The sequence below is a fragment of the Paraburkholderia largidicola genome (genome assembly GCF_013426895.1).
Taxonomy (GTDB): Bacteria; Pseudomonadota; Gammaproteobacteria; order Burkholderiales; family Burkholderiaceae; genus Paraburkholderia; species Paraburkholderia largidicola.
In genome coordinates, this window is the sequence record NZ_AP023175.1 from 2,434,613 (window position 1) to 2,455,132 (window position 20,520).

Annotated in this window: 17 protein-coding genes; 8 read left to right on the forward strand and 9 right to left on the reverse strand. The window is 62.1% G+C overall.

Features of this window, described 5'->3' with window-relative positions; all coding sequences use genetic code 11:
• Window positions 1-86: 86 nt before the first annotated feature.
• The 4 genes from PPGU16_RS27575 to PPGU16_RS27590 all read left to right on the forward strand — a co-directional run bounded on the left by PPGU16_RS27575 (window position 87) and on the right by PPGU16_RS27590 (window position 7,055).
• Window positions 87-338: a PAAR domain-containing protein gene (locus PPGU16_RS27575; RefSeq protein ID WP_180723543.1), complete on the forward strand. Its 252-nt coding sequence runs from the start codon at window positions 87-89 to the stop codon at window positions 336-338.
• A gap of 13 nt (window positions 339-351) precedes the next feature.
• On the forward strand, window positions 352-3,912 hold the full coding sequence (locus tag PPGU16_RS27580; RefSeq protein WP_180723544.1) for a type VI secretion system Vgr family protein: 3,561 nt from the start codon (window positions 352-354) through the stop codon (window positions 3,910-3,912).
• A complete protein-coding gene (locus tag PPGU16_RS27585; RefSeq protein ID WP_180723545.1) occupies window positions 3,909-5,282 on the forward strand; it encodes a hypothetical protein in 1,374 nt (457 codons plus the stop codon). Before PPGU16_RS27580 ends, PPGU16_RS27585 begins: the two co-directional genes overlap by 4 nt.
• Window positions 5,283-5,726: 444 nt before the next feature.
• Complete coding sequence (locus PPGU16_RS27590) at window positions 5,727-7,055, forward strand: PQQ-dependent sugar dehydrogenase (RefSeq protein ID WP_180723546.1); 1,329 nt, start codon at window positions 5,727-5,729, stop codon at window positions 7,053-7,055.
• 42 nt (window positions 7,056-7,097) lie between these two features.
• Here the strand turns inward: PPGU16_RS27590 and PPGU16_RS27595 are convergent, their stop codons facing one another.
• The 8 genes from PPGU16_RS27595 to PPGU16_RS27630 all read right to left on the reverse strand — a co-directional run bounded on the left by PPGU16_RS27595 (window position 7,098) and on the right by PPGU16_RS27630 (window position 16,255).
• Entirely contained in the window at window positions 7,098-7,406 is a 309-nt protein-coding gene (locus PPGU16_RS27595; protein ID WP_180723547.1) for a DUF4148 domain-containing protein, read from the reverse strand.
• A gap of 156 nt (window positions 7,407-7,562) precedes the next feature.
• Window positions 7,563-8,675: a lipocalin-like domain-containing protein gene (locus tag PPGU16_RS27600; protein WP_180723548.1), complete on the reverse strand. Its 1,113-nt coding sequence runs from the start codon at window positions 8,673-8,675 to the stop codon at window positions 7,563-7,565.
• On the reverse strand, window positions 8,675-11,269 hold the full coding sequence (locus PPGU16_RS27605) for an FtsX-like permease family protein (RefSeq protein ID WP_180723549.1): 2,595 nt from the start codon (window positions 11,267-11,269) through the stop codon (window positions 8,675-8,677). Before PPGU16_RS27605 ends, PPGU16_RS27600 begins: the two co-directional genes overlap by 1 nt.
• Entirely contained in the window at window positions 11,262-11,981 is a 720-nt protein-coding gene (locus PPGU16_RS27610; RefSeq protein WP_180723550.1) for an ABC transporter ATP-binding protein, read from the reverse strand. Before PPGU16_RS27610 ends, PPGU16_RS27605 begins: the two co-directional genes overlap by 8 nt.
• Window positions 11,982-12,800: 819 nt before the next feature.
• Window positions 12,801-14,270, reverse strand: a complete 1,470-nt coding sequence (locus PPGU16_RS27615) for a mechanosensitive ion channel family protein (RefSeq protein ID WP_180723551.1) — start codon at window positions 14,268-14,270, stop codon at window positions 12,801-12,803.
• 227 nt (window positions 14,271-14,497) lie between these two features.
• Window positions 14,498-14,860: a copper resistance CopC family protein gene (locus PPGU16_RS27620; RefSeq protein ID WP_180723552.1), complete on the reverse strand. Its 363-nt coding sequence runs from the start codon at window positions 14,858-14,860 to the stop codon at window positions 14,498-14,500.
• A 13-nt stretch (window positions 14,861-14,873) separates the two neighbouring features.
• On the reverse strand, window positions 14,874-15,755 hold the full coding sequence (locus tag PPGU16_RS27625; protein ID WP_180723553.1) for a hypothetical protein: 882 nt from the start codon (window positions 15,753-15,755) through the stop codon (window positions 14,874-14,876).
• A 113-nt stretch (window positions 15,756-15,868) separates the two neighbouring features.
• Window positions 15,869-16,255 carry a DUF2946 domain-containing protein gene (locus PPGU16_RS27630; protein ID WP_180723554.1) on the reverse strand — a complete coding sequence of 129 codons (387 nt, stop codon included), beginning with the start codon at window positions 16,253-16,255 and terminating at the stop codon, window positions 15,869-15,871.
• Between the two features lie 198 nt (window positions 16,256-16,453).
• On the opposite strand from PPGU16_RS27630, the gene PPGU16_RS27635 reads away from it, so the two are divergent.
• The gene (locus tag PPGU16_RS27635) at window positions 16,454-16,807 is read left to right on the forward strand and encodes a DUF1428 domain-containing protein (RefSeq protein WP_180723555.1); all 354 of its coding nucleotides are present in this window, start codon (window positions 16,454-16,456) and stop codon (window positions 16,805-16,807) included.
• Window positions 16,808-16,823: 16 nt separating this feature from the next.
• On the opposite strand, the gene PPGU16_RS27640 is transcribed toward PPGU16_RS27635, so the two are convergent.
• Window positions 16,824-18,170 (reverse strand): metallophosphoesterase family protein, encoded by a 1,347-nt coding sequence (locus PPGU16_RS27640; protein WP_180723556.1) that lies wholly within the window; start codon window positions 18,168-18,170, stop codon window positions 16,824-16,826.
• A gap of 187 nt (window positions 18,171-18,357) precedes the next feature.
• Here PPGU16_RS27640 and PPGU16_RS27645 point away from each other — a divergent pair, with 187 nt between their 5' ends.
• From PPGU16_RS27645 to PPGU16_RS27655, 3 genes are all read left to right on the forward strand, one after another.
• Window positions 18,358-19,080 carry a hypothetical protein gene (locus PPGU16_RS27645; RefSeq protein WP_180723557.1) on the forward strand — a complete coding sequence of 241 codons (723 nt, stop codon included), beginning with the start codon at window positions 18,358-18,360 and terminating at the stop codon, window positions 19,078-19,080.
• Between the two features lie 96 nt (window positions 19,081-19,176).
• The gene (locus PPGU16_RS27650; RefSeq protein WP_180723558.1) at window positions 19,177-19,476 is read left to right on the forward strand and encodes a hypothetical protein; all 300 of its coding nucleotides are present in this window, start codon (window positions 19,177-19,179) and stop codon (window positions 19,474-19,476) included.
• A 224-nt stretch (window positions 19,477-19,700) separates the two neighbouring features.
• Window positions 19,701-20,420: a GntR family transcriptional regulator gene (locus tag PPGU16_RS27655; protein ID WP_036000882.1), complete on the forward strand. Its 720-nt coding sequence runs from the start codon at window positions 19,701-19,703 to the stop codon at window positions 20,418-20,420.
• Window positions 20,421-20,520: the final 100 nt, after the last annotated feature.

Genomic DNA, 20,520 nt, shown 5'->3' on the forward strand with positions numbered 1-20,520 from the left:
GGTGATCAGGTTAAGTATCAGATTGGCCTTGCGCAGGATCTGGTGCATGCAGAATACATGGCATGACTAATTAACACGGGGTGGTAATGAGAGACATAAAGGGCCGAGAAGTGGCGCGGCTCGGTGACACTACCGATCACGGCGGCACCATCATCGAGGGCGCTTCCGACTTTACGCAGATGGGCATTCCTGTTGCGCTGGACGGTCATCTGACCGGGTGTCCGAAGTGCGGCGGGCCGTTCCCTATCATCGCGACAGGGGAAATGACCCACAAGGGCAGGCGTGTCGCGTACATCGGCGATCAGACGGTGTGCGGCGCAACCCTTGTGCGGGTCTGACATGGGCATATCAATGTTCAAGCCTCTGCAGACACGTACGCTGTCTGTTCGCTGCGATGCTTTCCCCACCTGGGGCAATGATGAAGTGCTCGCCCCGGTGCGTCTCAGGGGCACGGAGGCGCTTGGCAAGCTCTTCCGCTACGAGCTGGACCTGATGACCATCGACTCGCCGACGCTCCGTGTCTACGAGGCGCGCAAGATGATCCGGCCAGACGAGCTCGCGGGCGCGGTCATCGACATGATCATCGAGTTCGAGGGCAAAGGCACGTTCATACCAGGCATGCCAGGTCACTCAGGCGCGTGCAACATCGGCGCGGGAACCCGCACGATCAGCGGCCTGATTACCAGCGTCCAGATCACCGGCAGCGACGACCGGCATATGTACTACCGGTTCATCGTGCGACCCAGTCTGTGGCTGACAAAGAAAGCCGTTGAAAACCGCATTTTCCAGAACAGCAACGTCGTCGAAATCACCGAAGACGTGCTGGCGGACTACAACATCGTGGTCGAGCAGCGGCTCGCTGCGCCGGGCTTCCGCGGTGGCTATCCGGTGCGCGACTATGTGCGGCAGTTCTGGTGTTCGGATTTTGAGTTCCTCACCATGCTATGGCGCGAGTGGGGGATCTATTACTTTTACGACGGAAGCAAGCTCGTCCTGTGCGATTCGCCCGGCTCGCACAGGACGCACGACGACATGTGTGACGAGGTGCGCTATCACGCACCGGACGGCGCACGCATTGATGAGGAACACATTCACCGGCTGGAAGTGTCGCGCAGGATCACGACCGGCCAGGTCGATCTTGTGGATTATGACTACACGCAGTCACGGGCGATCTTCACGGGCGAGAGCTATAACAACAGTGGCCCCTCCGAGCAGGCCAGGCATTACCAGTGGGGCGACTACTCGCAGCCCCTCGCGGGTGCGCAGGGGCTGTCATCCGAATTGAGCGACTACGAGACCGAGGCCAACAATCTGGCGAATGTGCGGCTGGATGCAATGCGTTGCCGCCGCCAGCGGCTGAAAGGCACCGGCAACCTGCGCGGACTTTCGACGGGCAAGACCTTCTGGCTGATCGACCATCCCGAGCAGTCCGTCAATGCAGATTACCTCGTGGTATCCACGACAATCGATATCCGCAATAGCGGGCTGGAAGCGCAACGCACAGGCGGCGAGAGTGCTTATCAGTGCGTGACGGATTTCGTGCTGCAACCGGCCAATACGTTCTTCAGGAACAGACTGAAAAAGAAGCCCCGTGCGCATGCGGAAACTGCTGTCGTGACCAGCCACGATGACCGGGCTGTATGGCCCGATGCGTACGCGCGTGTCAAGGCTCATTTTGTCTGGGACCGGCGCAATGAGGCAGATCTGAATTCAAGCTGCTGGTTACGCGTGGCGTCGCCGTGGCAGGGCAACGGCTATGGCTTTATCGCGATTCCGCGCATTGGTGATGAAGTGACGGTCAGCTATCACGAAGGCGATCCCGACAAGCCTTTCGTGTCCGCGAGCAAGGTCAACCAGTTCAACCAGCCGCCGTGGAAACTACCCGACAATCTCGCGTTGACCGGATTGCGCAGCCGTGACCTGGAGGGAGGGAATGCCAACCATGTGCTCACCGACGACACGCCCGGCAAGCTGCAGGTGCAGATTGCAAGCGATCATGCGCAGTCGCGGCTTGTGCTGGGGTACAACACGCGCATCGACGGGCGTAAAGGACGTAGCGACCCGCGTGGCGAAGGTTTCGAGCTGGCGACCGAGAAGGTTGGTGTCGTGCGGGCTAACACAGGCATGCTGGTGACCACTGAAGCACGTAGCGGGGCGGGTGCGCCAGCGAAAGACATGGGGGAAACGGTCGCGCGGCTGACGAACGCGCAGACTCTGCACGACGATCTTGCAACAGTCGCGCAACAGAATGAAGCGCAGCAACCGGGCAGTGAACAGAGCGATGTGACCCGGGCAATTGGCACGCAGAACAACGCGATTTCAGGCGATACCGCCAGTGGTGAAGAATTTCCGGAGTTCACGCGGCCTGACATGGTTTTGTCAAGCGCTGCGGGTGTCGCGGTAACTGCACGTTGCGGGGTTCACGTTGCGGCGAATGACGACGTTGCTGTTACCGCAGGACGTAACGTCGCTCTGGCCGCTGCCAGGTCACTGTACGCAAGCGTACGCGATACCGTGTCAATGTGTGTGATGCGTGGCCCGATGAAGCTTGTATCGGCGATGGATCGCATTTCGATTGTTGCGCGTAACAGCCTGATTGAACTGCGGGCGAGAGAGAAGGTGTCGATTGGCTCTCTCGATACGGTTGAAGTGCTCGCGTCAAATAAGCTGGTATGGAACGCGGGCGGGACGCAGGTGGTAATTGACAGTAGTGGTTTTACCGTCTACACGGGTGGAAAGGTGATGTTTCACTCCGCCGACGTGAAGCAGGAGAATCCGCTGTCGGTGCCCGCAGGACTTGCGCCCTTGGCCCCGCATCCTATCGAGCTTAGTTGTTCTGCACTACAGGCCAATGAATTCAACGGGGCGACGACGGATTCATCCTCCCGTCCGGTGGCACAACAGGGTGAAGCTGGGGCGCATCTGTCAATGCAGCCCTTGGCTTCGGGACAGTCTGGTGCGTTAAGTCAGGCGAACAATGGGCAGAGTGGCTCAATGTTCGAGCCGGACCATTCGTGTACCTGGAAGCTACGTGATATTCAGCAGAAGAACTTCTACAGGGCGATGGAAACGGTTGACTACAGGGGCGTTTTCCAGGATGGCACACCCTACAACGGAGGTGCAATAGTTAGAGGGGGCGGAGGAGGTACGTTCGACATGTATTTCGAGGCCAGCACCCACACCATAACTGCGACCGTCCGAATACTTGTTCATGCAAAGGTTGTTCAGGTCGTCAATGCGCAGACGGGCGAGCCTGAAAAGAATGCTGACGGTTCGATCAAGACGGTTCCTTATCACACAAGCAAAGACCAGCCGCCGGGCACACCGGGGCGAAGAATCGTAGATCGTCCTTTTTCTGAAGTCGGCAGCTTCAACAGCATGAAGGGTGATATCGAAGCTGTTCTGAATCAGGACGGGTATAAGCTCGCTGTCTCGAACTGCCCCAGGCGTGATCAATGCTCTTGTAAGTTTCCAGTTTTTTTCAGGGTCGAGTTTGTTTCGCCGGATAGCAGGGACGCACATCATGCTGAGATCAATTTGTATCCGACTGCGGAGCGGGCCGATTCAGCAAACTGGGGGGAGAAGGGGGTTAGCGTACGGAGTGGTGTGGTGACTAATCTGCCAGTAGACCATGTGAAGGCTCATGAGGTGGGCCATCTGCTCAGCTTTCCGGATGAATACTACGACCAGGGGGGCAGTGTCCACAAGGACTATGTAAAGCCGGATCAGACAATTAACTTGTCATTAGCACAGAACAACCCCAACAAGGACACTTGGCAGGGAACAACAAGAGACAACCTGATGGGGAGGGGGATGTTTAACCAGACCTCGGTTACACCACCGCATTACATATACCGGATTCGCGACTGGTTTCAGCAGAAGGTTGGTCGGCAGTGGAGTGTCACGAAATGAATTCGATTGTACGCACGGTTCTTACGCAAGGTATTGGTCTCGCAATGACGATGAGTGTCGCTATGGCAAACGATCTTAAGCAACCTGCCAATGAAATATCAACTGTCAGCTTCAACGGGCTTAGTCTGGCGCCCTCAACCTTCACAATTGGAGCCGGGTGGTTCACTCTTGCAATGAGAGGTCAGACAGGAGCCGGTGCGATGACCGGGATTGGTGTGTTCGAAGGTACGCTTTCCGAACGCGACGAAGCAAGCTTTCGCGAACTCAGGACTGCTGTTTGTTCGATTGATCCTGGTACGCTGAGGGCGCCGAGAAATGACCTCTACCTTGCCGCGATACTTTCCTGCCCAGATGGGAGTAAATTCGATTCAGCTTTCAACCTTATCGGCTTGGGTGAGCCTGGAGAAAAGATAAACCGCTTCGTAGGTGATTTGCTGTCGTCGTTTTCCAGGCATGGGGAGCCGGTAGCCAAACTGGACGTGTCTGCAACTGTAGAGACCCGTGGCAGCAAGCTGCTAGTTACTCTCACGTTTTCCAACAGTGGGCGGGAGGACGTGATGTTCGCAAGTCCTTCGACGTGGGAAGGCATACCTAATCCGATCGCAGGAAAGTCGTACACAGAAGTTGTCGGAGCGAAAGGAACAAAAACCGACGAGCAGTTTTTCATGCAATTCGGCGGCGGTGCATTAGTCGACAAGTCGAACTTCACCGACGCGGTTATGCGGGTGCCCGCGGGGCAGACGCGTATGGTCAGGTTTCTTACCTATCCTGATCGGCGCTTCGTGAAAGGCCGATACGCAATTAACGGAGGCTTGTTTATTGGGAAGGTGTTGCAGCCAGAAAAGCTGGCGGGCAGAGCGGATTTCACCTTCAAGCAGACAGACGTGATTTTTGCTGAGGATTTCCCTGCAACAACACGTGATCTGAACAACTTCGAAGATCATCGCCGTCAGCAGTTGTTCAATCAAATCCACCTCATTGGTGATGTTGTTGAAGAGAGCGGTTATTACCGTGCGTATGACAAGAGCAACGTACGCGATGATTTTCCGCAGATTCTCCGTAGAGGTGACAGGTTTCCCGACCGTACGATGGAGCACCAGCAGGGCGGCTCCCGCAAAAGCGTTGGCCCGGCCACAATGTGGCGCTGGGAAGCTTACCCAGACTCGAAGATGACGGCCCTGACGGGCGAATGCTGCCCGCGTAGCGGTTATTGGATTCCTGACATGCCGGGCGGCCTCACCACAACTGCTTTTCATACCTTCAAGGTGGCAGGTGACAAGCGCCGGATAATGGAGGGTGATGTGATGCCGCGCCTGGGCCTCGGAGATGACAGCGGCATATGCTGGACGTGGCTTGGCGATATCGGTTAGGAAAAAATGCCGTACCTTCAGGCGCAGCGAATCAGGACACTCTAGCAATTGTCTGATACGCCGGCTGTGTCTGAGATGTCAGCCTGTGAACGCCGGTCGCAGCAGGTCGAGGACCTGATGACATCCGTTGGCGCCGACGCAGTTCTCCGCCTGCTGCATCATCCGCTCGTCCAATTCCTTCTAAACGTTAAATCGCAGCGTTACGCGTTCGAAGTCGAACGTCGCTTCCGTACCGCAGCGCATCGAAAAACGTCCAGGAATGGATGTCTGAGGACGCAAAGGGGACGCAATATTCACCACACGCCCTCCGCAATCCATATGCACGGCCGCTGATTATCACAGGATGTAATTCACACGCCGCCATGGATAGCCACCATCAGGCAAGACATTTGCTGAGCAGTGACCAATCGCGCCGCTCCCGGTTGCGCTGAAGCTGGAGGTCCCATGCGCGTTCGTCCCTTTCTGATTGCGATTGTCGTCGTTCCGCTTGCCGCCTGCGCGGCGCCATCTACGGCGCCGGAAGAAGCGAGCTTCGGCCCTTCGCCGACATTACCCGCGCCCGCCAAATCGCTCGTGCCGACGGTCCACGTCGCGCCTGTCGAAGCGCGTGCAGCCGGCACGCATCCGGGCGCGCCGCCTGGATTCGCGGTCACGCCGTTCGCCACGAATCTCCAGCATCCGCGCTGGCTCTACACGCTGCCGAATGGCGATGTGCTGGTCGCCGAAACCAACACGCCGCAGCCGCATGACAAAGGCCGTGGCGTGGTCGGGTGGATCACGAAGCAGTTTCAGAAGCGCGCAGGCGCCGGTGTGCCGAGCCCTGACCGCATCGTGCTGCTGCGCGACGCAGACGGCGACGGCACCGCCGAAACGCAAAGCGTATTCATCGACAAACTGCATTCGCCGTTCGGCATGGCGCTGATCGGCAATCAACTCTATGTCGCCGATACCGACGCGCTGCTGCGCTTCGATTACGTCACGGGCGAAACACAGATCGCATCGCAGGGCGTGAAGGTGGCCGATTTGCCTGCCGGCCCGATCAACCATCACTGGACCAAGAATATTCTTGCGAGCCGCGACGGCAAGCGGCTCTACATCACGGTCGGTTCGAACAGCAACGCCGCGGAGAACGGCGTCGAAGCAGAGTCGGACCGTGCCCGCATTGTCGAATTCGATATCGCGAGCGGCACGATGCGGCCATATGCAACCGGCCTGCGCAATCCGAACGGGATGGCGTGGCAACCTCAGACGGGCATGCTGTGGACGACCGTGAACGAACGCGACGAACTGGGCGACAACCTCGTGCCCGACTACATGACTTCGGTGAAGGACGGCGCGTTCTATGGCTTTCCGTTCAGCTACTACGGCCAGCATGTCGATTCGCGCGTCAAGCCGCAGAACCCGGAGATGGTCGGGCGAGCCATCGCGCCGGACTATGCGCTCGGCAATCACACGGCATCGCTCGGGTTGGCGTTCTATGACGGCAAGCTGTTCCCGGACCGTTACCGCGGCGGTGCGTTCGTCGGTCAGCACGGCTCGTGGAACAGGAAGCCGTTCGCGGGCTACAAGGTAATCTTCGTGCCGTTCGAGAATGGCAAGCCGTCGGGCGGACCGGAAGATTTTCTGACGGGATTTCTGACGCCGGATGGGCACGCGGTTGGGCGGCCCGTCGGTGTCACGCTGGATGCGCGCGGCGCGCTGCTGGTTGCCGACGATGTCGGCAACGCGGTGTGGCGAATCGCGCCCGCGACGGGAACGGCGGGCACGAAGTAAACGCTATGACAGACGTCAGAGAGAAGCGAGCATCAAAGCGAGTTACGGACGGTTGTACATCGCATTCCAGTCCGCAGCCGACACGCCCGGGCGGCCCGACTGCGATGCGTTAGCGACACCGCCGTAACCGCTGGCTGCGCCGTTTTGAGCATCGACGCGTGCTTGCGCAGCCTGGATCTCATCGGGGTAGTGCGCTTCCGTGCCTGCGCCCGGGCGATAGCCGGCCTTTTCCAGCTGAACCAGTTCCGCGCGGACCTGAGCGCGAGTCACGGGCTGGTTCGACTGAGCGAACGACACAGCAGGGATAGCGAGAACGGCAGCGACGGCAACAGCCTTGATCAGCGACTTCATGATGAACCTCCAACTTTGCTTTCGACTTTGCGAACAGCCCTGTTCGCAATCAGTTGAAGCTAGTGTAGGTATGTAGGCGCTTAAGATTAAGACCATCCCGTGGAAGTGACTTTTCCAGATTTAAGGGTTTACCCCTAAGTGCCCGCCGGGTGGGCGTCAGCGCCGTTCCAGCTTCAGCTTTTTTCCATAGCCGGTCAGTTCGAGGTAGCCGTGGCCTGCGGGTTGCCCGTCGCGGCGGATGGCGACAGCGCCCTCCCAGTAGAGGGCTCCCGTCGATTCGCTCGAATCGAGTTCCTGGTCGTCGAGCAATGGCGTCAGTTGCCAGCGGGTGTCGCCCGTGCGGACGACGGTCGCCACCGGGTATTGCGTGCTGGTGCGCGGCGAGCGCCACTGGCGGGTCGGCGAGAAGTCCACGTCGCCGGGGCCGTATTGCGTGACGCGGCCATCGGCCGTGCGCAGCGCAGCGTGCGCCCAGACTGCGCGGCCATCGGCGGCGCGCACCTTGAACGCCATCAGCGCGGCGCCGTCCGCCAGGTTCGCGCCGAGCCAGTCCCAGCCGACGGCATCGGATGCGAGCAGCGTGCTCGACCATTCGTGATCGAGCCACGCGCTACCCGTGACGGGCGTCGGCGTCGCGGCGCGGCTCGCGCCATCGGCGGAGGGACGCACGACGCTGCCCGTCACGCGCAGTTGCGGCTCGCTGTAGTAGTAGCTCGCCTGTTCCGGCAGCCGTCCTTTGCGCGAGTAGCCGTTGTCACCTTGAAGCAGCGGCGCCTGCGTCGGCGTGAACGTCAGATGCAGCGCGAAGCCGGCCGCCTCGGCACTCACGTCGTAGTGGCCGTCGGGCGCGCGGACCATACGCCACGTATCGAGCCGCACATCGGTGTTGTCGGGCTTTGCGTAGGCGAGGCCGAAGCCTTGTCGCGCGATCTTCTGGTCGTGCACGAGCCGCCCCAGCTTCGGATCGCTGAGCGCGGCGTGCGCGACGATCAGTTGCGTCGGCGCGAACGCGCTGGGATCGCTCGCCGGATGGCCCGTAGCCGAGCGGAAAAACGTGATCTGGAAACCGAGCGGCTGATGATCGGGCGTCTCCAGCCAGCCCGTCGCGTACCACCATTCGGTGCGAAACGCGGGATGCGCGCCCGTGTCGCGCGGCAGTTCGATCGACTTGCCCGGCGAGACGACCGCGAACTGCGGTTCGGCCGCGAACACGAACGATGCGCTAACGAGGCACGTACACGCGAGCGACAGAATACGGGCGGCACGCATCACCAGTCCTCCCTGACCGCGCGCACGGCATCGACGGAAACAGCACGGCGGCCCGCCGCAACGGCCGTCGTGCACGACGACGCGAGCATCACGAGCGCCAGCACGGATAGCAGCGTCCACGGTACATGCAGCGACATGCTCCAGTGAAACGACTGCGGATTGACGACGAACACGAGGATCAGGCTGATCGCGAAGCCGAGCACGCAGCCCATCGCGATGCCGAGCGCGGTGAGCAGTCCGCCTTCCGTCGCGAGCAGCGCGAGAATCTGTCCGCGCGTCACGCCCACATGTCGCAGCATGCCGAACTCGCGCGAGCGCGACAGCGTCTGCGCCGAAAACGTCGCCGCGACGCCGAACAAGCCGATCACGATCGCGACGGCTTCCAGCAGATACGTGACGGCGAAGCTGCGGTCGAAGATCGTCAGCGTGCGCGCGCGGATCTCGCCGGGTTGCGCGAAGTCGAGCGCGCTCGCGAACGGCAACGCGCCCATCGCGGCGATGGCCTGCGCCGCGCTCACGCCGTGCTCCAGGGTAAGGGCGGCGTCGGTCGCGCCGGTGTCGCCCGTGAGGCGCCGGTAGTCGGCCAGACGGATCTGCAGCGCGCCCGTCTGCCGCACGTAATCGCGCCATATGCCCGCGACGACGAACACGGCACCGTGCTCGCCGATCGGCAGCATCAGCCGTTGACCGACGTGATAGCCATACAGATCGACCATCGCTTCCGATGCCCACACGGGCGTCTCGCTGGCGTGCAATGCGGACGGCGGCAGGATCGCGCCGGTGATCTGCAGGTTCGCGCCGGGATCGGCGGCATCGATTTCGCGGGCGAGCAAGGCGACGGACGGCCGCGACGCGTCGAGCGTCAGTTGCGAGGTGCGCGCGAACGCGGCGTGCCGGATGCCGCGCGTGGCGGCGAGCATCGCCTGCTGTTGCGGGTTCAGGCCGCCCGTGTCGCCGTTCGGCGCGACGCGCACATAGACGTCGGCGGACAGCAGGTGCGCGAGCCAGTCTTCGACCGACACGCGGAAGCTCGACACCATGATCGCCATCGCGACGATCAGCGTGAAGCTCGACAGCACGCCGCCCATCGCAATCGATGCCTGACCCGGCGCGTTCGCAAGGCGCGCGAGCGCCAGCGCGATCACGGGCGCGGCGGGCCGCCGTGGGCTGGCATCGAGCGTACGGCTCAGCGCGCGAAACAGCAGCGACGTGACGCGCGGCATCAGCGCGATGCCGCCGATCAGCAGCAGCGCGACGGCGAGATAGCCCGCAATCGGCACGTCGAAGACGGGCGGCGTCTGCGTCAGCGCCACGCCGAGCGCAATGCAGGCGAGCGCGGGCCATGGCGTCGACAGCTTGCCGAGCGCGCTTTCCTCGCCGCCTGCTTTCAGCGCAGGCGCGGGATGCGCGCGCGCCGCTTCGAGCGCGGGCACGAGACTGCCGAGCAGCGATACGCCGATGCCGAGCGCAACGAAGATCGCGCTGGCGATGGGCTCGAAGCCGACTGTCGGTTGAACGCCGGGGAAATAGCCGCCGCCCAGATCGCTGCCGAAAAAGCGCAGCACGACAGAGGCGAGCACAAAGCCGAGCGCGATGCCGGCGATCGAGCCGAGTGTGCCGAGCAAGGCGCCTTCGAGCAGAATCTGCCGCAACAGCTGCGCCCGCGTGAGGCCGAGCACGCGCAGCATCGCGAACTGCGCGCGCCGGCGCACCACGCCGAGCGCTTGCGTCGAGAACACGAGAAACGCGCCCGTGAAGAGCGCGACGAGCGCGAGCACGTTCATGTTGATCCGGTAAGCGCGCGACAGTCGGTCGGTACGGCTTTCGACATCGCGCGTTTCGCCCACGGCGAAGCGGCTGCCGAGCTGGTCCTGCAACGCGTGCCGGAAGCGTTCGCGATCGACGCCGCGCTCGAGTTGCAGATCGACGCGCGACAACTTGCCGATGCGCCCGAAGCGCCATTGCGCAGCCGCGATGTCCATCACCGCGATGCGTTGCCCGGGCCGCGCCCGCACGATGCCGCCCGCCACGCGCAGACGCACGTCGGACGTGCCGCTGCGCAACGTCACCGTCTCGCCGACGCGCACGCCGAGCCATTGCTGCGCGGCGGGCGAGAGGAAGATGGCGTCGCTCGCGAGCGCGTCGAGCGGGCTGTCGCTGTCTGCTACACCTGTCAGATCGGGCGCGATGCGGCTTGCGCGGAACATGTCGATGCCGAGCACTTTCAGCGGCGCGGTGCGGTCCGGCACGGTCACGTCGAGTTCGAGCACGGGGCTGGCGAGCGCGACGCCGGGCTGTGTCGCGAGTCGGGGATAGGCGCTTTCGTCGAACGTGGGTTGCGCGCCGCGCACCTGCAGGTCGGCCTGGCCCGACAGGCTGCGTGTCGCCGCCGAGAATTCGTTGAACGCAGCGCTGTTGATCAGTTGCACGGCATAGCCGAGTGCGACACCGAGCGCGATGGTCGCAATCGCGATCAGCGCGCGACCTTTGTGGCTGTGCCATTCGGCGGCGAGCAGCCAGCGGGTGAGGGTACGCAGGCCGTGGCGCGTGGTGTGCGCGCGGTGCGCGGTTGCGTTCAGCGCGGTGTCATTCATGGTTTTGGCGCGACGCGTGGGGCGAGGTTGCTTGCATCGCGTGCAGCTTGCCTTCGCTCAGGATGAGCACGCGATCGGCAACGGCTGCTGCTGCTTGCGAATGCGTGACCATCATCGTCGCTGCGCCGTTGGCTTTGGTTTCGTCGCGCAGCAGCATGAGCACTTCATGCGCGGTGTCGGGGTCGAGATTGCCCGTGGGCTCATCGGCGAGGAGCAGCGTGGGGCGATGCACCAGGGCGCGCGCGATGGCGACACGTTGCAGTTCGCCGCCCGATAGCTGGCGGGGCATGTCGTTGCCGCGTCCCTCGAGGCCGACGGCGGCGAGCATGTCGCGTGCGCGTTGGGGGGCGATGCCGTTCAGCAATAGCGGTAGCGCGACGTTTTGCGCGAGCGTCAGATGTGGCAGCACGTGGAACGCCTGGAAGACGAAGCCGAGTTTCTCGCGGCGCAGACGGGTGGCGGCGTCGTCGTTCAGCGTGGAGACGGGCGTGCCGTCGATGAGCACCTCACCGGAGTCGGCGTGGTCCAGGCCCGCTATCAGGTTCAATAGCGTTGATTTGCCGACACCCGAGTCGCCCATTATTGCTATGAATTCGCCTGCGGCGAGCTTGAAGTCGAGGTCTGCGAGTACCACGCGGTTTGTAGCGTAGGCTTTGCTCAATGAGCGGCATTCCAGGGCAGGGCGGAGGTCCGGGCGGTGTAGTTCGGTCATTGAGGTGGGTTTCGGTTTTTTGTCTGCGACGCTGGGTGGTTTGGTGGCTGCGGTAGCGGTTTGGTTTGCTTGTGTTTGCGCTGGCATCCGCGTGATGTTATTGGTTTGCTAGCGTTGCCCCTGTGCGGGGCGGCACCTACTTTTCTTTGCCGCCGCAAAGAAAAGTAGGCAAAAGAAAGCGGCTCACACCGCCAGTGCTTGTGTTTGCCTGAGGGCCCCCAAAGGGTCTTACGCTTCACACGGCAACCACGTGACCGACGTCCGTTGCCAGCGCTCTTGCAGTGCGCCTCACCCGCTTCGCGCACCCGAGTTACGTCACACCCCACCGGACATTCCGCTGCCGCCCAGGTGGCAAACTGTGTGTAGGCCGTAGTACCGCACCCGCCTCACTTCGGCCCCGACGCGATGTGCCACCATGTAGGAGCGCTGCCCTATACGACGGCACGACCTACACACAGTTTGCCGCAATGCGGCCGAACGTGTTCGACAACACCGAATCATAGTGAGGCTATCTGAAGTAGGGGATGCGTTCATTCAAAGCGTTGGCAACGCACGCAAACAGATACGCTGCCGTATGGAGGATGGGGACGTTGGGGGCCCGTGGAAAAGAACAAGGGCTGGCGGTGTGAGCCGCTTTCTTTTGCCTACTTTTCTTTGCGGCGGCAAAGAAAAGTAGGTGCCGCCCCGCACAGGGGCGACGCTTGAACGGGTAAGTCATAACGCCGAGGCCAGCGCAAACACAAGCAAACCAAACCAAACCAAACCGCTAGCGCAGCCACCAAACACAATCAAACCACCCAGCGTCGCAGACAAAAAAACTCAAAACGTCAGATCATGCAACTTCTTCATCCCATCCAGCAGCCATTGAAAAATCGACTGCTCCGACTGAGCAACAGGCGTCGGCGTCCCGAGCTTACCTAACGTATCCTGCCTCCTCGACAGCATCTCACACATCTGTCTGGCGACATCCGGCTTATCCTTGAGCAGCGGCGTCAAGTCCTCCTTCTTCAACTGATAAACAGTCGCCGACGTAAGCGCCGAAATGGTCACGCGCGCAGGCATGCCGGCCAGTAAGCCCGATTCCCCCAACGCATCACCCGGCCCAAGCCGCGTCACCTCGACAGGCCCAGACGCATCTTCAGCCACGACAGAAAGCACACCCGAATCGACAATGGTCAAATGGTCGAGCACGTTATCCGGCGTGACCACGGTGTCACCACGCTCATATGAGCGACGCGAAAGCAAAGGCGCGAGACGCTGCAACTCTTCGGCCGTCAACGCGGCGAAAATGTCGACGCGCCGCAGCAGCGCGATACGCGGATCGGCTTGCGCAGCCAGCGAAGCAGACGACGCCACATAACCCGCGCCAAGCGGCCTCAGTTCGACACCCGCTGCCTGCAGCTGCCGGTAACACAGGTCATACAGTTCATTCGTGACGGCGAGCTTCTTGCTCATGTCATCGACATATGCGGTCGCCTCGTAGGTGACGGACATCGCGCTGCTACGCTTCACGATCGCATACGGCGCCGGGTCGGCAATCACCGCGCGCACACCCGCCAGCGCCCGTTCGAGTGCGGCCACCACCACGCTCGGGCGCGCTTCGGGCGTGATTTCCAGCATCAAGGTGACGCCGTGCAGCGACGGCGGCCGGCTGTTGTTCGTGATCTTTGCCTTCGCCGCAACGGCGTTGGGCACGATCACGATGTTGCCTTGCGAGGTCAGCAGATGCGTCGCGCGCCAGTTCATCTCCAGCACCTTGCCCTCGACGCCGTCGATGATCACCCAGTTGCCGATGTGATACGGCTCGGTCGTGTTGATCACGATGCCGGCAAACACGTCGCTGAGCGTGCTCTGGATCGCAAGACCCAGCACGATCGCGAGCGCGCCCGATGTCGCGACCAGCCCGCGCACCGGCAGTTCGAGCACGAAACCAAGCGCCGCGACGGCAGCCGCGAGAAACACCACCGCGCCGAACACGTCCGAGAAGAGCCGTTGACGGCGCCAGGTCTGCGGCAACAGCAGCGTGTCGAGCAAAAGGCTCAGCAGGCGCGCGCCCATCAGCCACCAGATGATTTCGAGCACCTGGCCCAGCACGTGCAACGGCGTCGAATCCGCATAGGGCGCCTGCGAGAACGGACTCAGGCCCGAGCCGAATAGCAGCGCGCTGAACGCGGCATAAATGCACAGGCGCACCAGCAGCCGCGCCACTTCGTTTTTGGGTGTGGTGCAACGCCAGATCACGACATCGACTGCGACGAGCGCAAAGCCAAAAATCAGCGGATTGTTCACGCACACTCCATAGCGGGGTTGAACGGTCAAAGAGACGTGCAGGGCAGCAGGTTCAAATCGTCGTTGGCAGCCGCTGATTGCAACGGCTGTTTGCGACAGTAGCACGGCCTCGTGCAACGCGGCGTCATGCCCAGTTCCATGACGCCGCGCGCCGCGCATTCAAGCCATTTTCTACGACATTTTTAATCGCGATGCAGCAGAGCGTACGTCGACTCCGGAACGCATCGTCACTTCACGTTGAACGAGTAGTCGCCGTGCGTGCGATGTCCGTCCGACGCCACCGCGACCCAGTGCACCGTGTATTTGCCCGCGGCCAGCGCAGGCGGCAGCGCGACGGACGCGACGCTCGGCTGCTGCGTATCGACCGTCGATTTCGCGGTGTTCACCGGCTTGCCCGCCGCATCCGTGACGGTCAACGAACTGAAGGCGGGTTCGAGCGGGCCATCGAACGTGATGGTCACCCTGGCGGGTGCTTCGACGGTCGTGCCCGCGCCGGGCTCCTGCTTTTGCGGAAACACATGAGCGAGCGCCGCGAGCGGCGTCAGCATGAGTGACAGCGCGAGGGCCGCCACGAGTCGTGTCGTGTTCATGGTGGTGTCCTCGTCAGGGGAAAAGCGGTTTGCCGATCGTCGTGGGCGCGATGTCGTCGAAGAACAGATGCGCCTGCACCAGCACGCCGACATGCGAGCCGCTCGCGTGATTCACGGGAATCTGCGCTTCGATGCCGAACTGCCCATAACGGTTGATCCAGATGACGCCGGGGTTGATCGTGCCCGTGGTTTGCCCCTGGCTGCGCGACAGCGGAATCTCGACGATGGGGATCAGGTTCGCAAGCGGTTGCGGCAAACCGACGTCGCGCACGTGCTGCTGCAGATAAGGCAGGCTGTACTGCACGGTCACGCCGTAGTTGAACGCGTTCGGCTGGCCCGCGCCCGTCGTGAACGCGGGGCCCGCTTCGCCCGTGATCGCGATGGGACGCAGATACGCGAGCGAATCGGGCAGGTCGCCGAAGCCCTTGCCGGCGAAGATCGTCGGCGAGATGGTCGAGAAGCTTTCGCCGATCGCGTGGCTGCCCGTGCCGCCCAGGTCCGCGTCGACGCCGACCGACGTCATGAACTCATGCGCTTCGTTGACGTACAGCAGGTACTTGAGGCCGACGCTGAAGTTGTCGAAGCCGTGCGCGGTCGGATTGTTCTGCCCGACGTACGCGCCGCCGATCGATACCGCGAGGCGCGGCGTAATCAGCTTGTCGTATTCGAAGCTGAAGCTGTTGACGCTCTGGTCGCCATCGTCGCCGCGCACCCGCTGATGGCCGTATTCCAGGTTGAGTTCGTCGCTGACGCCCGGATCGTCGACGGCCATCGTGGCGGGGAAAACGCGGTCGCCTGCAATGGAGTGCGCGTGAGACATGGACGGAAAGAGCAGGGCGGCGAGGATGCAGCCGGCGAGCGGCAGTGTGCCGCGCGCGAAGTGTCGGGTATTCATAGGTGTGATCCTGAGTGAGAGCGCGCGCCCGCCGCGTACGCGCCGGAAGGCGGTAACGCGGCGTGCGCGAAAACGGCAACGCCGTGACGGCGTTGCGGGTACGCGGGTTCGACTCAGAGATGCACGGGGGGCGCGCGCGGCTGCGCGCTTTCGAACGGTGTGACGAGCGCGACGCTTTCGAAGCGAACCGCCACACGCTGCGTAATCGCGGCGACCGTCAGCGCAAACGTCGACGGCGAGGCGGGCAGCACGGGAATGTGCGCGAGCAGGCTGCAATAGCCACACGCATGCCAGTGCGAGGCGAGCGTGTGCGTATTGCCGGCGTCGTCTTCCTGGGTTTCGGCGGGACTGGCCGTTTGCGCGGAACAGAGCGCGGCGGCGGGATCGTATGCGCCGCGGCTCGCCGCAATGGCCTGCGAGACGGTAGGTGCGAGCGCCGCCATCAGGATAGCGAGCAATCCGAGAATGCAGCCAATCTTCCGATGGAACCGGCTCGCCATGTTGATTGAAAACGTGTGTGGGATCCTGCGCGGATTATGACATTGGCGCGGCATACGGTGCGGGCCCCGCCGCACATTCGCACATGAAAATCTTCGCGAAGCTGTCGATTTGCTGTCGCGCCGTTCGTCGTCTGTGTAGAACCGGGCAACCGCGCTTTTTATGCCCGGCATCTGACGACTTTGCACAGGAGAGCGGCAATGAACTACGTGGATGGATTCGTGGTGGCAGTGAAGGCGGAGAATCGCGAGGTTTACCGCAAGCACGCCGAGACGGCAGCGGGCGTGTTCAAGGAGTACGGCGCGCTGAACGTCGTCGAGTGCTGGGGCGACGACGTGCCCGAAGGCAAGCTCACGTCGTTCCCGCTGGCCGTCAAGCGTGAGCCGGACGAAGTGGTCGTGTTTTCGTGGGTCGTCTGGCCTTCGCGCGCGAAGCGCGACGAAGGCATGGGCAAGGTAATGGCCGATCCGCGTCTGCAACCCGATGTGATGACGATGCCGTTCGACGGCAAGCGGCTGATTTACGGCGGCTTCGAAGTGATCGTCGACATGTGATGGGGTTCATCGAACGCTAAAGCGTTTCCGTGAACATGGGCGTCGTGCCGTCGCTGCTTTCATAGTACTCGGCGGACGCCTGCCCGCTCTGCGCGCCTTGCCCGAGCCGGATGATCGTGAAGCCGTGCATGTAGATCTTGTCCGCCTCTTTCAGCAGCACGTTTTGCAGCGCGGGCGGATTGACGATGCGCGGGTCCGGCGCGTTCTCCCGTCCGTCGACGATCACGGGCACCGCGCCATGGCCGATGCAGCGTCCGCGGTTCAATCCGAGGTACGGCTGATAGATGCTCAGGTTGTGCTCGTGGCCCCAGAACCATGCGCTGACGGGCTGCTTCGCGGCCTGCGCGAAACGCTGGAAGCTCGCGAGCAGCTTCGGGTTGTGCGCGACGAGCTTGCCGCCCCTCTGCAGCGGTCCAATCTGCGACAGCGCGGAAAACAGCTGGTGATGCGAGAGCAGGATCGTCTTGCCGCTGAATTCGGCGATGCGCTCGACAATCCAGTCCTCTTCGTCCTGCTCGAGAAACGTGAGGACTTCCGTTCCGTGGAACGGGTCGTAGTCGTGCAGCCCAGTGTCCATCGCGATGAACTGCCAGTCGTCGTTGCGCAGGCAGAAGAAGCTGGCGGGCTGAAGGCGAGCGTGATCGTTGAGCGTGTCGATCAGCCCGTAATAGCCGGCGCCGCCGGAGTACATGTCGTGGTTGCCCGAAAGCGTGTAGACGGGTACGTCCTTCGTGTTGCGCGAGAGCACGCTGTCGACGATGTTCCTGAAGTTCGCATCGCATTCCTGAGGCGTGCCCGAATAGTAGATGTCGCCGAGATGAATCACGACGTCGGGGTTTTGCAGCGCTGCCTGCTTCAGCAGATCCACTGCGACGTCCGTTCCCGTGCCCCAGTCGGCGATCAGCGCGACCGTCGCGCCCCCTTTCAGCGGCACCGTGACGGGGCCGATGGCGGCCGCGCGCCGGTAGGGAATCGACGCGCGCTTGCCGTCCGGGCCGAAGAACTGCATGTAGCTCTCGATGACCTTGATCCACGCCGGATCGCAGACGTTGTAGCGCAGGTCGTTCTCAATGCTGTCCGCGCCTGCCGCGTCGCCGCGGGCGCGCGCTTCCATCAGCGCGAAGCCCATCTTCGCGCACGTCCAGGCGTCCTGCGCGACTTCGCCCGGCGCGACGTCGGGCAACGTCGATTGACCTTGCGACTTCAGCGACGCAATCGTCGCTGCCGCGTTGACGAGCGCGTTGTCCGTTCCAGGCCGCGAGGCGAGCGTCGCGGAAGGCGTCGTGCTGCGCACGACCTGATCGACGGCTGACTGGAACAGCGAGACGAATTGATCGCGGAAGCTGTCGGGTTCGGCGGCCATGGCGGTCTCCATTGATCGGATTGGCACAATCCGGTTTGCATATTGCGGCTTGTCGAATCGAATGCGAAAGCCGGGAGTAATGTTCGCGGTATTGAAGCTTAAAGCTTGAAACGGTCGGCACGCTAAAGGATCATTTCAGCTAACACCAAGACGATTGGCTCAACACAATTTGCATGAAAGGCAATGCGTGATCCGATATAGCCGGGCATTTTTCGAATTGCAATGGCGTTTTGCGGAGCGTGTCGCCGCTGTGTCGGGCATGCCGCTCGAGCGGGCGCTGCTGGATTACACCAATTTCTATATCCGCTTTGGACTCGGCCGCGAATTCGATCCTAAGGACGCTGTGTGGCAAATGTATATCGACGGTTTGAGAAATGCGCTTGAGCCGGCGGAGTGGACATGGCGTTTCTATCTCACCTGCGAGCCTGTGCCGCCGCCTTCGTTACTTGCTACTTTTGGCTGCTTTTCTTTCTCGGATGCGGGCGATGATTCCATTCGCCTGCATTTCGCCAATGCGGAATCGATTGACTGCTCGCCATTGAGCCATGAACGCGTCGGTGCGAGACGCGCCGAATTGCGCGCGCTATTCGATCATGTGCGCCAGACGCGTCCCGCTATGCAACGCGTATTGGGTACTTCGTGGCTTTACAATTTGCCCGCTTATCGCAGGCTATTTCCAGCGGCTTATGTGGAAACGGCGCGCGAATTGGCTTCGCGATTTCAGAACATGCCGCTATGGGGGCAATTCCTCGACCGGCACGGCAACGTGCGGGCAGACATGCAGACGTGGTTTCTCGAACGCATCGCGCGGCAAGCCGGCATGGCCGATCTCAAGCAGTGTTTCCCGTTCCGGGCGCTCGCCGTCGATGCGCCCATGGCGGTGTTCGACGGCTTCTATCACGCGCGCTGATTCCCACGCGCCACGCAAACCACGCAACGCATTCAAGCTTTTCGCGCCGCTGCCGATAACGTGTGTGGCCGTCCCTCCTGCAAAGCCCTATCAAAGATGCGTGTGTCCAAGACCGAGTCCGTACTGCTCTCCGTTGCCGTGTTCGCTGTCGTCAGTTTCAGCGGCTGGCTCCAGAGCGAAATGAAGCACGCCGCGCGTGAGCGCAACCGGCACGACATCGGCACGATCGTCGATGCGGCCTGCGCGAGCCTGAACGCCGCCGAGCTCGAATCCAGCGACAACGGCCAGCTGCAATGCGGCACGATCGCGCATGAAGCGCCTCGCCAGGCGTCCGAGGCGCCCGAGGCGTTGACGGCAGCCGCGACGGGCGCCGCATCGACGGTTCCCAATCCTTAAGCGCTTTTGCCAGGCGCGCTACGCTGCGCGACGTGCGCGACGAAGCTGCGCAGCCAGCACTGATGCGGCTTTCATCGACAATACCTCACACGCTGATATACTAAATACGTTCACAGTCCGCGTGACGATGAAGGCAGTAGACGGCGCGGATACGGGAGCGGCGCGGTTGCGCCGTTCGAGCCAACTACGGTGCTCACTCGCACCGACCGGATCAGAGGCGATGCATGTCGTCAGAACTTGACAGTCAGCCAGCGGCCACGCCGTTCACCCTGTCACTGCAACCCATCGGGACGAGCGCCAGTCTGCGCGATCGCGCGTACGCGATGCTGCGCGCGGCAATCGCCGATGCCGATATCTATGCGTCGCGCGACGAAATACGCCTCGACGACCGCGCGCTGAGCGAATCGCTGGGCGTGAGCCGCACGCCTGTGCGCGAGGCGATGACGCTGCTCGAACAGGAAGGCTTCGTGCGCACGATCCCGCGCCGGGGCATTTACATCGTGCGCAAGAGCAAGCGTGAGATCGTCGAGATGGTCCAGATGTGGGCCGCGCTGGAAAGCATGGCGGCGCGGCTCGCCACGCTGCACGCAACCGACGAAGAGATCGCGCGGCTGCGTCACATGTTCGACCAGTTCCGCGATTCGACGCCAGCCGAACATATCGCCGAGTACTCGGATGCGAACATTGCGTTCCATCAGGCAATCGTCGAACTGTCGAAGTCGCAGATCATTCTCGACACGATCAAGAACATCTTCATTCACGTGCGCGCAATCCGTCGCATGACGATTTCGCAGAGCGACCGCGCGTCGCGCTCGATCGTCGATCACCTGCGCATCATCGAAGCACTGGAAAAACGCGACACCGAACTCGCGGAACGTCTGGTGCGCCAGCACTCGCTCGACCTCGCCGCCTTCATCGAAGCAAATTGCGATTTTCTCGATTGAGAGCAGTCGCTTCTCCCTGATCTACCGCGGACATCCGTTCACGGATGTCCGCATCTTCCCTCATTGCCAACCGGCGCGCTTCCCTGCGCGCCCCGCGTCA

Excerpts from the sequence above, each read along its gene's own strand:
- PPGU16_RS27595 (WP_180723547.1), bottom strand. The coding sequence starts at position 7,406 with ATGAAGTCGCTGATCAAGGCTGTTGCCGTCGCTGCCGTTCTCGCTATC.
- PPGU16_RS27640 (WP_180723556.1), bottom strand. The coding sequence starts at position 18,170 with ATGGCCGCCGAACCCGACAGCTTCCGCGATCAATTCGTCTCGCTGTTC.
- PPGU16_RS27630 (WP_180723554.1), bottom strand. The coding sequence starts at position 16,255 with ATGGCGAGCCGGTTCCATCGGAAGATTGGCTGCATTCTCGGATTGCTC.
- PPGU16_RS27575 (WP_180723543.1), top strand. The coding sequence starts at position 87 with ATGAGAGACATAAAGGGCCGAGAAGTGGCGCGGCTCGGTGACACTACC.
- PPGU16_RS27585 (WP_180723545.1), top strand. The coding sequence starts at position 3,909 with ATGAATTCGATTGTACGCACGGTTCTTACGCAAGGTATTGGTCTCGCA.
- PPGU16_RS27650 (WP_180723558.1), top strand. The coding sequence starts at position 19,177 with ATGCGTGTGTCCAAGACCGAGTCCGTACTGCTCTCCGTTGCCGTGTTC.
- PPGU16_RS27655 (WP_036000882.1), top strand. The coding sequence starts at position 19,701 with ATGTCGTCAGAACTTGACAGTCAGCCAGCGGCCACGCCGTTCACCCTG.
- PPGU16_RS27620 (WP_180723552.1), bottom strand. The coding sequence starts at position 14,860 with ATGAACACGACACGACTCGTGGCGGCCCTCGCGCTGTCACTCATGCTG.
- PPGU16_RS27635 (WP_180723555.1), top strand. The coding sequence starts at position 16,454 with ATGAACTACGTGGATGGATTCGTGGTGGCAGTGAAGGCGGAGAATCGC.
- PPGU16_RS27610 (WP_180723550.1), bottom strand. The coding sequence starts at position 11,981 with ATGACCGAACTACACCGCCCGGACCTCCGCCCTGCCCTGGAATGCCGC.
- PPGU16_RS27590 (WP_180723546.1), top strand. The coding sequence starts at position 5,727 with ATGCGCGTTCGTCCCTTTCTGATTGCGATTGTCGTCGTTCCGCTTGCC.
- PPGU16_RS27580 (WP_180723544.1), top strand. The coding sequence starts at position 352 with ATGTTCAAGCCTCTGCAGACACGTACGCTGTCTGTTCGCTGCGATGCT.
- PPGU16_RS27605 (WP_180723549.1), bottom strand. The coding sequence starts at position 11,269 with ATGAATGACACCGCGCTGAACGCAACCGCGCACCGCGCGCACACCACG.
- PPGU16_RS27600 (WP_180723548.1), bottom strand. The coding sequence starts at position 8,675 with ATGCGTGCCGCCCGTATTCTGTCGCTCGCGTGTACGTGCCTCGTTAGC.
- PPGU16_RS27625 (WP_180723553.1), bottom strand. The coding sequence starts at position 15,755 with ATGAATACCCGACACTTCGCGCGCGGCACACTGCCGCTCGCCGGCTGC.